This is a genomic window from Paenibacillus sp. ACRRY (assembly GCF_022346995.1).
In the GTDB taxonomy this organism is placed as follows: Bacteria; Bacillota; Bacilli; order Paenibacillales; family Paenibacillaceae; genus Paenibacillus.
In genome coordinates, this window is sequence record NZ_JAKRNM010000014.1 from 38,982 (window position 1) to 53,768 (window position 14,787).

Here is a 14,787-nt window from a genome sequence, read left to right on the forward strand (position 1 = left end):
AGGGAGGAAAGGTTCATGAAAAAGAGATTTTTTTCACGGGGACTATTTTTCACGATGATGTTGGTCTTCGTACTGGCGCTTGCGGCGTGCTCGGAGAAAGAGGCAGCAACACCAACGCCTTCTTCGAACACAGGGGAGACGAAGACAGAGGAGAAGCCTGCTAATGAAGAGGGCGTATATTCCATTGAGGACTTTAACAATGTTAAAACCAACGAAGGCACCGCCATTGAAGGTGGATCCATCACTTACGGACTCGTGTCCGACACAGCGTTTGAAGGAACATTGAACTTTAACTTTTACTCCGGTAATCCGGATGCGATGGTTCTGGGTTGGTTCGATGAAGGTTTGCTGACTTGGGATAAAGACTATGTATATACCAACGATGGTGCTGCAACGTATGAAACATCCGAAGATGGAAAAACGTTCACACTGACTATTCGTGATAATGTAAACTGGCATGATGGTAAGCCGGTAACAGCAGAAGATTTGCAATTTGCTTATGAAGTTATCGGTAACAAGGCTTATGATGGTCCTCGTTATGATTCCAACTTCACAAGTGTAGTAGGTATGGATGAATACCATGCTGGAACTGCAAAAACGATCTCTGGTATCAAAGTGCTGAGTGACAAACAAATCAGCATCACTTACAAAGAATCTACACCGTCCCTGCTGACAGGTGGCGTATGGACATATCCGCTGGCTAAACATATCTTCGGTGATATGGATGTAGCAAAAATGTCCTCTTCCAAAGAAGTGCGTGAAACTCCAATCGGTTTTGGTCCATTTAAAGTGGAAACCATCACTCCAGGTGAGTCTGTAACATTTGTGAAAAATGAAGACTACTGGCGTGGAGCTCCAAAACTGGATAAAGTGACTTTGAAAGTTATCAACCCAACAACGGTTGTTCAAGAATTGAAATCTGGCGGGGTAGACCTCGTGGATGCATTCCCTACAGATCAATATAAAGACAATGCAGATATGTCCAATGTGGAATTCCTGGGTGCAATCGACCGTGCTTATACGTACATCGGTTTCAAACTGGGTACATGGGATGAAGAAAACGGAAAAGTTGTAACGAATCCTGATGCAAAAATGGCTGACAAAAACTTGCGTAAAGCGATGTGGATGGCTGTAGACAACGACCAAGTCGGTAAACGTTTCTACAACGGTCTGCGTTGGAACGCAACAACATTGATTCCGCCGTCTCACCCTGAATTCCATGATTCCAACAATCCGGGTGCAGCCTATGATCCTGAAGCAGCAAAAGCACTGCTTGATGAAGCTGGCTACAAATTGGACGGAGAATTCCGTACCAATCCAGACGGATCACCACTGGAGATCAACTTCGTTTCCATGACAGGTGGCGACACAGCTGAACCACTGGCACGTTATTATGTTCAATCCTGGGCAGCAATCGGTCTGAAAGTGAACCTCGAAATGGTTGAGTTTAACAGCTTCTATGACCGCGTTGGTAACACGGGTAAGGATGATCCAAACATCGATGTATATCAAGCCGCATGGGGCGTTGGTATTGACGTAGATCCAGCAGGTTTGTATGGTCGCGATGCACTGTATAACTTCTCCAGATTCTCAAGTGAGAAAAATGATGAGTTGCTTGCAAAAGGTGTCTCTGCTGAAGCCTTTGATGTAGACAAACGTAAAGAAATCTACAATGAATGGCAGCAGTACATGGTTGATGAAGTTCCTGTATTCCCGACACTGTACCGTGCTGTAGTAGCACCGGTTAACAAACGTGTGATGAACTACGCTATTGGTGATGGAACAGGTATCTACCTGAACGATCTGGCCGTTAACGCAGATAAACCAGTAGTGGCTGAGTAATTATACTTTTCTTATTCTAACTATCAGTGCCTTGTTCTCAAGGAAAGGTTACTTTTGAATCTATGAGCAACCATAAGGATTGGGGTCCTTTGACGAAGTCGGTTGCTGGATCGGTAATGAATTCCTCTGGGTACGATAAAAAGTGTCAATTGAAACATGGATTCTATCACTCTGGCATGGGGTGAATAGAGTCCATGTTTTTTTTGATGACAAAAAAATAAAAAAAATTTAACTTTTTTGCAAAAAAGTGCAGACCAAATGCCTCTTTCATTCGTCTATATCTATAAGAGGTGATTCACTGATGAGAAGATGGTGGAAACGGGCAGGAATGCTGCTGGCTCTGCTGGTCATTATATATGTGGGTGTTAAACCGGACATACTGATAGGCAAACCGGGAATCAAGGCGGAATCTGCGGTATTGATGGATTTGAGTACAGGCAAGATCTTGATGGATTATAATGGTTCAATGGAAATGGCCCCTGCGGGTATCAGCAAATTGATGACAGAGCTGCTCGTCATGGAAGCCGTCATGAATGGCGAGGCACGCTGGGATGATGCGGTTAATGTTAGCCTGTACGCCAGTTCGGTGGGGGGTACTCAGCTTGCACTCAAGCAAGGGGAGAAATTTACAGTACAGGAGCTTTTTCAGACGATGGCGGTATATTCCGCTAATGATGCAGCTGTTGCACTTGCAGAGCATATTGGTGGTACGGAGCAGTCGTTTGTACAGAAGATGAACGAGAAATCCTCGGAGATTGGCATGTCAACGGATACAGTCTTCAGGAACTCAACAGGACTGAGTGAGAAACAGCTGGGTCCTAACCGTCCTGATGTAATTCAGGGACAGACCGTCATGACAGCTACGGATGCATGCAAACTTGCACAATATCTAATTGAAAAATACCCCGAAGTACTCAAGGTCTCCAGCCAAACTCAGGTCTCCATGCATCAAAAAGGAATTTATATGAGCAACACGAACTGGATGCTATCCGCCATTGGAGGACCTTACGCTTACGATGGCAATGACGGATTGAAGACTGGCTATGATCCACTTACAGGCTACCACTTTGTAGGAACAGCAGAGCGCGATGGCAAAAGACTGATCTCGGTCGTATTCGGTACAGAAAGCCGTGAAAGCCGTTTTAACGAAACACGCAAACTGCTCAATTATGGTTTCTCTGGCTCAAAGAATTAAATGTTGCCGTATTCCCCCAACTGTAAACTTATGGATTATCATGGTAAAATGATTTACGGATAATTCCAAATTATTCTGTAATTCACTTATAAGGGGGACTTAATATTGAACGCAATTAGCAAAAAGGTATATGCTGTAACGCTAACCATGGCCATGTCGATTGCTCTGATTCAGCCTGCAGTTCAGGCAGCAGAAGCAAGCAAGCCTACAGCAGCCGTTGCTGAAGCCATAACTTCAAAGGCAGCACAGACGCTCAAGCAACTGGGATACATAGATGGTACAACAGATGGAATGCAACAAACACAGACACCGATAACGCGTGCTCAAGCAGCAATCATCCTGCAACGTGTACTTAAACTCGATACACCTGCTTCTCTTACAGGCTTCGCTGATGTTCTGGCTAAAGATGAAGCCGCACCCGCAATCTATGCATTGAAGCAGAGTGGTCTCATTCAGGGACAAGCCAAAGGTTATGCACCGGATGCACCACTCACGCGGGCACAGATGGCCTCATTATTTACCCGGGCATTTGAATTGAAGGATAACGGAATTCAGGTCGTATACAGTGATATGAAACAGATTCCCGAAGTGCATGCCGAGGATGCGGTTCGCCTCAAGCAGCATTTTATCATTGAAGGCAGTGCATTTAATGCCAAGGGTACAGTAACGCATGGTGAATTTGCCGAAGCATTGTATCTGGCACTAGGGCTTGATGTAGCAGCGGAGGGACTTACACCGCTGGAGGATTTCTTCAAGCAGCCTGCTCAGGCTGGATTCCAGATGTCACCGGACGGCAAACATATGGCCTATCTGGAACCATGGAATAACCGTATGAACGTTGTGGTTAAGGAAAATGGTGGTACAGGCAAGCCGATCCGGATCACGAGTGAAACCGATCGCAGTATTGCTGCCTTTGTATGGGCTACCGATGATAAATTGCTCTATGTGAAGGATGAAGCCGGGGACGAGAATTATCATATTTATGTTACGGATATTGATGGTAAGAACAGCAAGGATCTTACCCCATACCCCAATACAAGAGCCATGTTGGTTGATCCGCTGGAGAGCATTCCAGATGAAATTCTGGTGGGCATGAACAAACGCGATCCTCGGATCTTCGACGTATACCGCATCAATATTAAGACAGGCGAAGCTGTGCTTGCTGCCGAGAATCCAGGTAATATCTCGGGCTGGTTAACAGACCACGAAGGTAAGATTCGTGTAGCCGTATCCAGTGATGGCAACGTATCCTCGTTAATGTATCGTGATTCGGAGGATAAAACGTTTGAGCCATTGCTAACCACAGAGCTGGGAGAGACGTTTGTTCCACTGATGTTCACCTATGACAACAAAAATATCTATGTTGCGTCTAACCTGGATCGGGATAAAACAGCTATTGTGGAATTTAGCCTTAGCACCAAGAAGGTAACGAGAACCATTTATGAAAACAAGGATGTGGATGTAACCAGCTTCATACCTTCGAAAGAGAAGGGGACAATTCTTGCAGCAGTTTATGAAACAGACAAGGTAAACTATGAATTCTTCGATGACGAGTTCAAAAAATTAATGCAGGATCTTCAAGCCAAAGTGCCCGGTAAGGAAGTTAGCATCTCCAACATGACCGAAGAAGGTCAGGTCCTGTTTGCCGCTTATAGTGACAAGTCGATGGGTACCTATTATTTCTACGATTCGAAGACAGGCAAGCTGGATAAATTGGCTGACGCTGCACCATGGATTGATGAGAGCAAGATGTCGGACATGAAACCTGTGACCTTTACGTCACGTGATGGTTTAACCCTTCATGGTTATCTGACACTACCTAACGGGGCGGAAGCTTCCGGGCTACCACTCGTTGTTGTCCCGCACGGCGGGCCATGGGCTCGTGACTCATGGGGCTTCAGTCCGGAAATCCAGTTCCTTGCCAGCCGCGGGTATGCTGTACTGCAGGTGAACTTCCGTGGCTCCACAGGATATGGAAAAGCGTTCCTGGATGCAGGGAACAAAGAGTGGGGCAAAGCGATGCAGAACGATCTTACGGATGGCGTAAACTGGCTGGTTAAAGAGGGAACAGTCGATCCAGAACGTGTAGCCATTTATGGTGGATCATATGGAGGTTACGCAGCGCTAGCCGGACTGGCATTCACACCGGACGTGTATGCTGCCGGAATCAGCTACGTGGGACCTTCCAATCTGTTCACCCTGCTGGATTCCCTTCCACCCTATTGGGAGTCTGAGCGGAACATGTTCTATGAGCGCATGGGTGATCCGGTGAAAGATAAGGAGCTGCTGACTGAAGCCTCACCATTGTTCCATATCGATCAGATGAAGGCGCCACTATTTGTCGTACAAGGTGCGAATGATCCGCGGGTTAAACAGGCAGAGTCTGATCAGATCGTGGAAGCACTGCGCGACCGTGGTGTCGATGTCCCTTACATGTTAAAAGCAAACGAAGGGCATGGTTTCGCTAATATCGAGAATCAGCTTGATCTGTATCGGGCGATTGAGAAATTCCTCAATCGTCACCTGATGCAGTAATAGTGTACATCCAAGTTATCTGTTTCGCTAAATGAAGCAGCCATAGGTAATCTTCATAAGGCAGCGCGCTGTCCCTCAGGTTAGATTCACACACAATCTGGGGACAGCTTTTTTCATTAAAAACATACTAATATCCCGTGTAAATCCATATTAATGAATTGACATATGAAATCCATTTGTTTTAAAATGACCAGTGAGTCATTATTGTTCTAATTTGTTTAATATATATGTAGCATCCTGGCATAGGCTGGGCAATTGTGATCTGATCGGGGAGGTAAGTAGAGATGCAAAAACAAATGAAATGGCCGCTCATTTTATTTGCGATAGGGGTATTCATGGCTGCACTTGATAATGGTATTATCACGTCATCGCTGACGACGCTAAATGCTTCGTTTGGAGTATCTCCGACGTGGGGAGCATGGACAATTACCCTCTATACACTTGGTCTTGCGGTGAGTGTACCGATTGCAGGGAAGCTGTCTGACCGTTATGGCCGCAAAAAGCTGTTTTTGATTGAAGTCGCGTTGTTCGGAATAGGTTCATTGCTTGTCGCAATGAGTCCATCATTTACTTTCTTCCTGGTTGCGCGTGTCATCCAGGCGCTGGGCGGTGGCGGGATCTTTATCATTGCCAGTTCGTATGTGCTGAGCAAGTTTCCTGCTGAACGTCAGGGTACAGCCTTGGGCTTGCTTGGAGGCATGAATGGTGTTGCTGCGATTCTGGGACCAAACATTGGTGCTTTTATTTTGGATATTACGGGAAACTGGCACTGGTTATTCCTCATTAATGTACCGATTGCCATTCTCTTATTTATCGCGGGCATTCGATTCATCCATGAAGAACAGGAGTTGAACCGCGCTGCTGTGGACTGGAGTGGTATTGCCGTTCTCACTCTAGGAGTACTGAGTTTGATGTACAGCTTCAGTAATCTGGACGGTGTCGATATGCTGCAGAGCCTCGGTTCGCCAATGTTCTATGGTTTCTTCCTGGCAGGTGTGGTTATTCTGGTGCTCTTTTACTTTTTGGAAAAGAGGCTGGAAGGCTCACAGCGTGAACCTGTCGTATCGACTGAGCTTCTTGGCATTGCTTCCTTTCGGTGGACGCTGCTGATTGCCTTTTTCTCGGGAGCCATTCTGGCATCCGTGATCTTCATTCCAGGCTTCGTGGAGCAATATCTGGGTGTATCCAGTACAGCTTCAGGTTACTGGTTTACCCCGCTGGCCTTGGCATCAGGAATTGGTGCAGGTGGTGGTGGTTACCTGGTTGACCGCAAAGGACCGATCTGGACCTTATCCGTCGCCGGCTTGCTGTCTGCGATTGGATTCCTGCTGTTCCCGCTATGGGTAGAGCATATCTGGCAGTTCGTCATTGCGAGTGTACTTGTGGGGATCGGTTTCGGCATGATGCTGGGGGCACCGGTAAACGTGCTCGTCACGGAACAGGCTGGTGAAAATAACAAGGGGATTGCCGTAGCAACCAGTTCCTTGTTCCGCCAGATGGCGATGGCCATTGCGCCTACTATCTTTGCAGGATTTCTCGCGCGTTCGTTCTCCAACTTGGGCTCCAATATTCAGGCAGGGCTCGATGATCAAGGGATTCAGGTTCCTCCAGAAGTGCTTCAACAGTATGCATCAGGAGCAGGGGGAGCATCGGGAAGTGATGTCGCGAGTCTGACGGAAGGATTGTCCCAAATTCCTGACCCGGGTATTCGGGATGTGCTGCTTCAAGCCGTTCATCAAACGACGGGTCAAGGTTACAACGGGCTGTTCTGGTCTGCCGTTATCTTCAGTGTGCTGACTCTGGCAGCTGCCCTGATTACTGGACGTTTGCGTACAAGAGAGAAAAACAAACGTTTGGATACAGTATCCACCAATTGACCTTATGGAATAGATATACGTATAATTTGAAGAGAACAGCCTAACCTTTGAACGAACCAAAAGGAAGTGCTGTTCTTTTCAATTTAACCGTATTGTAACTTTTCGTCCTGTAGCAATGTTTAAAATAGAACGAGCGTGAGCGTTGTTCCTGTCCGAGATAAAGAAAAGTTCAGAGAGCACCGTGTCATAAGCAGTTTCAGACGTTTAATGATATGTAGTATCGAATTTCATTTTGACAGTGAAGAAGGAATCGATGAATGAAAAGCAGAACTAAAGAAAAGAAGAAGAAAAGAAGAAAAGGCATATATATAACTCTCGTGTCGCTCGTTGTTTTGTTGATTGGCGGGTATTTGTTTCGCCAGCAGCTCGCTGTAGCTGCCTTTGATCTGTTCCTGGCAGGCTCTGTAGAGGGCCAATTGTCCAAATCGTATGTTCCGCAGGAGGGCAATAAAACGCCTGACCCGACCGTCTATCGCAAAGAGCCGTTTTCTGTGCTGCTACTTGGTTCTGACAAACGTGCTTACGAGAAAACGCGTGGTCGCTCGGATACGGTCATTTATGCGGTGGTCAGACCGAAGGAGTCACGTGTATTGCTCGTATCCATCCCCCGTGATACTTATGTTCAGATTGTTGGACGTGATGCCGACAAGGATGGCGTAGATGATTATGACAAGCTTGCGCATGCCTACGCTTTCGGAGGGGAGAATATGTCCATCAATACGGTGGAGAAGTTTCTGGATGCGGATGTAGGCTATTATGCAACGATTAATTTTGACGGAATCAAAAAGGTCGTTGATGCGCTTGGTGGTGTGAAGCTGCCCATTGAAGAAGATATCGTGAACAAGGATCCCAATCACGTGCAATTCACGATCGAAGGCGGCAAGCCGATCTATGATGGCCAGGAAGCCCTTTATTATGTAAGATACCGCGAGGATAGCGATTTTAATCGTACCAAACGGCAGCAGATTTTCCTGAACGCCATGGCGAATGAAATGCTGAGTTTGAATCAGATTGCTAAAATCCCGGAATTGATTCAGATTATGGGTGAGAACTTCCAGACAGACATGCAGCCATCATTTATTACCGATCTGGCCAAACAGGTCATGACTCAGGATAAACCGCAAATCTCGAGCTTCACCATTCTCGGCGAAGGGATGCGCAAAGACGGTATCTACTATGGTCAAGCGGATGAGAAGGATGTCCAATATGCCAAAGAGCTGATTAACAACTGGATGGATGAATCGACCCCAGCCGGTGAAGTGATGGTTCCAGACCGGCAAGCGATCGACTAATGAATTCCATACAGGCAAAGTATGTATGACAACAATCAGCAGTACGTTAATGAGCGGGCTGCTGATTTTTTTCATTGGAGGGCGATTTCAACCTTTTGGAACATCTTGCGTTTTGATCCGTATAATATAAGTTGAGGCGTAACTTGAAGTAGGAATACACAAGGAGGATACGTAAGGGTATGAACATCGCATTTTTTTTGCTGCCTAAGCAAGAGGTTACCTGTGTAACGTCGGATTCTACTCTGCGGCAAACGTTGGAACGGATGGAATATCACCGGTTTACGGCGGTACCCATTTTGAATAAGGAAGGCAAATATATAGGCACGGTCACCGAAGGTGATCTATTGTGGTATATGAAAAACGCTGAGGGAAAGATTTCATTTGAAAACGCTTCAAAATTTCTGCTCAAAGATGTACCTCTTCGCCTCGATATTAAGCCCGTATCCATTGATGCCAATATGGAAGACCTCATCAATCTCGCCAAGGTACAGAACTTTGTGCCTGTAGTCGATGATATGGAACGTTTTATTGGTATTGTAAGGCGCAGTCAGATCATTGAATACTGTGAAGGCATTGTCTCCAAAGAGTCCATGAAAGCCAAGTAAGAAATAATTAGCTGGTATTAAGCTTCAGTGAACGCGGATAATCAGAGCCTCTCAGTATCATGTTAAGCATGAGGAAGCATAAGAAGAGCGGGCATTTTCCTGCCATGGGGGATGATTTTGTGGACCCCCTTTTTATGCTATAATGGAGAATAAAGCTTTTTCGGGGAGAGTGACTTTCGCCAATATGCCTAAAGAACTGGATGTAGCCAAACGCGCTAAAGTGATTGAATGGCTGAAAACCGAAGTACTTGACCAAGTATCCCGATTGTTCAAAGCGTTATGGGAAGGCAGTACCTCCCGAATCGGGGACAGTCTCGCCAGTCTGATGATGAGTAGTTACATATTGGGCCGCAGGCTCGGTATTCCTTTCAAGGATCTGGATGCATTGTTAATTGAGAAGTTGAGAAAGCACAAATCGGAAGGTCACCAGCTTGAAGACTGGTACCAGGATATATCCGCGCTAGAAGATCATATGCGTAAGAGGTGAATTTGTTGAAATTTAGCTTGAAGTCAGCCGTCTGGAGCGCAGTATACCTGCTCTTGCTGCTTTCGCTGTTAACTCCTTTATCGGTTCTCGCCATATTTTTCATGATGGTACCCGGAGTTATTTTGTTTGCTTCCTTATCTGTAAAATCATTTATATGGCACCTTGTTCCGGTAGCGGTCATATTAGTCTTGTTTCATCCGATCTATCTATTACTGCTGCTGCTGTTCACGCTGCCTGCGATCATTATGGGTAATGCCTACAAGAAAAGGAAGTCGGCCCTGTTCGCCTTATTGGCGGGAACTGGAGCCATGCTCGCAGAATACTTGCTGCTCTTGCTGATTGGAAGTGTCATCTTCCAATTCGATCTGTCGAGTTATATTGATGATGTGGTGAGATTAACCATTGAACCACTAACGAATACGTCTAATCAAATGGTAAATGGATTTGCATGGACACCTGAAATGACTCAGGATGTCGCAAGGCAGACACAGCTCATGATTCCATTCGCTTTGGTCGTGACATCCATGGTGATGTCGCTTATCACACACGTGATTGCTCGTCCTATTTTGAATGTGATGGGTGTATCCGTCTCGAAGCTGCCACCAGCGCGCGAATGGCGTATGCCACGTGCCTTGATCTGGTATTACTTCCTGGCACTGCTCTTCGAGGTCATTTCCAGACAGAGCGATGGGACATACTGGACCATGATTGCGATGAACTTGTCGCCTTTGATTAATCTGGGCTTCATGATTCAAGCCATCGGTTTCTTCTTCTTCTTGGCACATGCGAAGAAGTGGAATCCGGTTATACCGTATTTGCTGGCGGTTGCGGTCTTCTTCATTGGGCCGCTTCGGATTATCGGGATTATCGATCTGGCGTTCCCGCTTCGCGAGGCAATATCGAAACCAAAACGTTAGGGTGATGAGTCATGCCTAAATTTCTGAAGAAACGCTGGCACGGCTACTATACCGTATGGGCGTTCATACTGCTGCTTCTGCTTGTTATGTTCGTGACCATCTATAACTGGGCGCTTGGTTTGATTAGTCTGATACTGGCCTCAGCGCTGGGAATTGTCATGATTAAGGCGGAGATGGCGTTCCGCCGCGAGCTTAACGACTATATTAACGGCCTGTCCATTCGTATCAAACGAATGGAGGGCGAAGCAATCAGCATGCTCCCATTCGGGATTGTGCTGTACAGCGAGGATCGTACGGTAGAGTGGCACAACCGCTTCGTCGGGGAGATGTTTCAGGAAAAGACGATGGTGGGCAATCCACTGCTTAACCTTTTTCCGAAACTGCCTCAGCCGAAAGAAAAAAAGGATGGAACCAAAGAACCGGCCAAGGAACTTCATGATGAGTTCCAGTTGGATGACCGGTTCTATGGCGTTATTCATAATCCGCAGGAGCGGTATGTATATGTTTACGAGATTACAGAGCTTGCCATTCTGCGCGATAAATATGAGAATGAACGCATTGCACTGGGTATTCTGGTGTTGGATAATCTGGATGAGGCAGCACAAGGGATGGACGATCAGCAGCGGACTGCGCTCATTGCGCGGGTAACAAGCGAGATTACATCCTGGGCGAAGAGATATGAAGTTTACTTACGCCGTCTCTCTTCTGACCGCTATCTGATGATGCTGAATCATAAGTCTCTGCAGGAGCTCGAACAGAGCCGTTTCGTCATCCTGGATGAAGTGCGAGAGATGACGGCAGATCTTAAAGTTCCGATGACACTCAGTATTGGACTCGCATTTGGTTCGGATACGATCAGTGAGATGGGTGAACTGGCACAGTCAAGTTTGGATATGGCACTTGGACGCGGCGGGGATCAGGCTGCTGTGAAGTCCGGACAACGCCTGTCCTTCTATGGCGGAAAATCCAATGCTGTGGAGAAACGTACACGGGTCAGAGCCCGGGTAATTGCACACGCCTTGCGTGATTTGATGCAGGAGAGCGACCGAGTGCTGATCATGGGTCACAAGATGCCTGACATGGATGCAATCGGAGCTTCAATCGGCGTATGGAAGGCAGCAAGTTTATACAATGTAGAAGCAAGAATCGTGCTGGATGGAATCAACCCGTCCATCGAACGATTAATGGAGCAGGTGAACAAGGATGAGAAATTATCCAAGGCCTTCGTCTCACCTGAACAAGCGACACAAATGATGACGGAGCATACGTTGCTCGTTGTGGTGGATACCCATAAGGCATCGATGACGATGGAACCGAAGCTTGTACTATCGGCAAATCGTGTCGTGGTGGTGGATCACCACCGCCGCGGAGAGGAATTTATTAACGATGCGGTACTGATCTATCTGGAACCATATGCTTCATCGGCTGCAGAGCTAGTGACTGAGCTCCTGCAATATATTCACGACAAGGTACAATTCACTCCGCTTGAAGCAACGGCCCTGCTGGCCGGGATTACGCTGGATACGAAGCATTTTGCACTGCATACAGGTTCAAGGACATTCGAAGCCGCAGGTTTCCTGCGCCGCAGTGGTGCAGACACCATTATGATCCAGCGTCTCATGAAAGAGGATTTGTCAGAATATATTGCTAAGGCAGAAATCATAAAGCATGCTAAAATGGTATATGGGAATATTGCGCTGGCGGTCACGGATCCCGGCAGCAAGATTTCACAGATGATGATTGCCCAGGTGGCAGACACATTGCTGAATATGACGGATGTGGTCGCTTCTTTTGTTATTAGTGAGCGTCCGGATGGACTGATTGGCATTAGTGCAAGGTCACTGGGCCGCATGAATGTTCAGGTCGTCATGGAAAGACTGGGCGGTGGCGGACATTTGACGAATGCTGCCGTGCAATTGGAAGGAACGCTTGGAGAGGCAGAAAAACGGCTGATGAACGTACTGGCTGAAATCGAAAAGGAAGAGGGGCTGTTCGAATGAAAGTCATTTTTATAAAAGATGTAAAAGGTCAAGGGAAAAAAGGACAAGTGAAGGAAGTATCCGAGGGATACGCACATAATTTCCTTCTGCCACGGGGAATGGCACGCTTGGCAACAGACGGTAACATGAAGACTCTGGATAACCAGAATGCAGCTGAGGAAAGACGCAAGCAGGAAGAGAAAGCTGAAGCGGAAGTACTCTGCAAAAAACTGGAAGCAGAAGTAACTGAACTGAAAGCAAAATCCGGCGAAGGCGGCCGATTGTTCGGTGCAATTACCAGCAAACAAATCGCTGAAGCTCTGGCTGCAAAAGGTCTGAAAGTCGACAAACGCAAAATTGAGCTGGACGAGCCTATTCGCACACTCGGCGTAACGCAAGTAACCGTCAAGGTTCACCCTGAAGTGAAGGCTACCTTGAAGGTACAGGTAACGGAGGAGTAAGATGGGCGGCGAAATGTTATTCGACCGGATTCCCCCACAGAACCTGGAAGCCGAACAGGCTGTGCTGGGTGCAATCCTGTTGCAGGGCGAAGCCCTGATTACAGCGATGGAACGGGTGCAAACCGAGGATTTCTATGATAAGCCCCATCAATTGATATTTGAAGCGATGATTCAGCTTGGAGAGGAAAATCAACCGATTGACCTTGTCACGCTGACTTCGCGTCTGAAGGATAAAGGCGAGCTTGAGGACATTGGCGGCGTCAGTTATTTGGCGAAGCTTGCTCATGGTGTACCTACAGCTGCCAATGTGGATTATTACGCACAGATTATCGAAGAAAAATCGATGCTGCGGCGCTTGATCCGTACAGCTACGCAGATTGTCAGTGAAGGCTATACTGGCGGCGAAGATGTTGCTGCAATGCTCGGCGAAGCAGAGCGGCGCATTTTGGAAATTTCCAACCGACGTTCCAGTAGCGGTTTTATCGCCATTCAGGATGTACTGATGGAGGTGTTCGACAAGGTCGAGACGCTGCATCAGAACCGAGGAACCACAACGGGCATTCCGTCCGGATTTATCGATCTGGACAAGATGACTGCCGGATTCCAGCGTAGTGACTTGATTATTGTAGCTGCGCGTCCTTCGGTAGGTAAGACAGCCTTTGCCTTGAATATTGCTCAGAATGTTGGTATTCGGGCGCAAGAGACAGTAGCCATCTTCAGTCTGGAGATGTCAGCCGCACAGCTGGTACAACGTATGATCTGTGCGGAGGCCAATCTAGATGCAGGGGTTCTTCGTACTGGTGAATTCAAAGGTGATGAGGACTGGCAGAAGCTGACGATGGGGATCGCTGCATTAAACGAAGCAGATATCTATATCGATGATACGCCAGGGATTACTGTAGCCGATATTCGTGCCAAATGCCGTCGTCTCAAAAAAGAAAAAGGTCTTGGCATGATTCTGATCGACTACCTTCAGCTGATCAGTGGCCGCGGTAAAGCGGGCGAGAACCGTCAGCAGGAAGTGTCGGAGATCTCGCGTACACTGAAACAGATTGGCCGGGAACTTGAGGTTCCGGTTATTGCCTTGTCCCAGCTGAGCCGGGGTGTAGAGCAGCGTCAGGATAAACGTCCGATGATGAGTGACTTGCGGGAATCAGGTTCGATCGAGCAAGATGCGGATATCGTAGCCTTCCTGTACCGGGATGACTACTATAACCAGGAGACCGAGAAGAAAAATATTATCGAGATTATTATCGCCAAGCAGCGTAATGGTCCGGTAGGTACGGTTGAGCTGGTGTTCCTCAAAAACTTCAATAAGTTCGTTAACTATGAGCGGGCCCATAATGATGCCTTTGCCATGTAGATGATAGTTACGATATATTCGCTAGTTAATAGAGAAGATTCGTTGCTCATCAACTACTAGTTAATATGAACTTATAAATAGATTTTAAATACGATATGTAGAGCCGCAATTCTATCGTGCAATTAAACCGGGGTTAGCCGTCAAGCTAGTTTTGATAGGCTGCCCCGGTTTTTCGCGTGGAAATACGGGGTTAATTCCGAACATTAAAGTAGTGTAATTACCAATTGTTCGCCA

Annotated in this window: 11 protein-coding genes; all 11 read left to right on the forward strand. The window is 46.9% G+C overall.

Annotated elements, in window-relative coordinates; genetic code table 11:
* Window positions 1-15 precede the first annotated feature (15 nt).
* The 11 genes from MH144_RS27510 (at window position 16) to dnaB (ending at window position 14,553) form a co-directional block, all read left to right on the forward strand.
* On the forward strand, window positions 16-1,842 hold the full coding sequence (locus MH144_RS27510) for an oligopeptide ABC transporter substrate-binding protein (RefSeq protein ID WP_239305421.1): 1,827 nt from the start codon (window positions 16-18) through the stop codon (window positions 1,840-1,842).
* A 301-nt stretch (window positions 1,843-2,143) separates the two neighbouring features.
* On the forward strand, window positions 2,144-3,037 hold the full coding sequence (locus MH144_RS27515; protein WP_239305422.1) for a D-alanyl-D-alanine carboxypeptidase family protein: 894 nt from the start codon (window positions 2,144-2,146) through the stop codon (window positions 3,035-3,037).
* A 105-nt stretch (window positions 3,038-3,142) separates the two neighbouring features.
* Entirely contained in the window at window positions 3,143-5,572 is a 2,430-nt protein-coding gene (locus MH144_RS27520; protein WP_239305423.1) for a S9 family peptidase, read from the forward strand.
* Window positions 5,573-5,856: 284 nt separating this feature from the next.
* Window positions 5,857-7,449 (forward strand): MFS transporter, encoded by a 1,593-nt coding sequence (locus MH144_RS27525; protein ID WP_239305424.1) that lies wholly within the window; start codon window positions 5,857-5,859, stop codon window positions 7,447-7,449.
* Between the two features lie 257 nt (window positions 7,450-7,706).
* Entirely contained in the window at window positions 7,707-8,741 is a 1,035-nt protein-coding gene (locus tag MH144_RS27530) for an LCP family protein (RefSeq protein WP_239305425.1), read from the forward strand.
* 179 nt (window positions 8,742-8,920) lie between these two features.
* Window positions 8,921-9,346 carry a CBS domain-containing protein gene (locus MH144_RS27535; RefSeq protein ID WP_095362198.1) on the forward strand — a complete coding sequence of 142 codons (426 nt, stop codon included), beginning with the start codon at window positions 8,921-8,923 and terminating at the stop codon, window positions 9,344-9,346.
* Between the two features lie 184 nt (window positions 9,347-9,530).
* Window positions 9,531-9,833, forward strand: coding sequence for a MazG-like family protein (locus MH144_RS27540; RefSeq protein WP_095290575.1), 303 nt, complete (start codon window positions 9,531-9,533; stop codon window positions 9,831-9,833).
* Window positions 9,830-10,750 (forward strand): DUF2232 domain-containing protein, encoded by a 921-nt coding sequence (locus MH144_RS27545; RefSeq protein WP_239305426.1) that lies wholly within the window; start codon window positions 9,830-9,832, stop codon window positions 10,748-10,750. Before MH144_RS27540 ends, MH144_RS27545 begins: the two co-directional genes overlap by 4 nt.
* An 11-nt stretch (window positions 10,751-10,761) precedes the next feature.
* Window positions 10,762-12,750 carry a DHH family phosphoesterase gene (locus MH144_RS27550; protein ID WP_239305427.1) on the forward strand — a complete coding sequence of 663 codons (1,989 nt, stop codon included), beginning with the start codon at window positions 10,762-10,764 and terminating at the stop codon, window positions 12,748-12,750.
* Window positions 12,747-13,190: a 50S ribosomal protein L9 gene (rplI, locus tag MH144_RS27555; protein ID WP_239305428.1), complete on the forward strand. Its 444-nt coding sequence runs from the start codon at window positions 12,747-12,749 to the stop codon at window positions 13,188-13,190. The genes MH144_RS27550 and rplI overlap by 4 nt, the downstream gene beginning before the upstream one ends.
* 1 nt (window position 13,191) lies before the next feature.
* Window positions 13,192-14,553, forward strand: a complete 1,362-nt coding sequence (gene dnaB, locus MH144_RS27560) for a replicative DNA helicase (RefSeq protein ID WP_095362200.1) — start codon at window positions 13,192-13,194, stop codon at window positions 14,551-14,553.
* The last annotated feature ends 234 nt before the right edge of the window (window positions 14,554-14,787 follow it).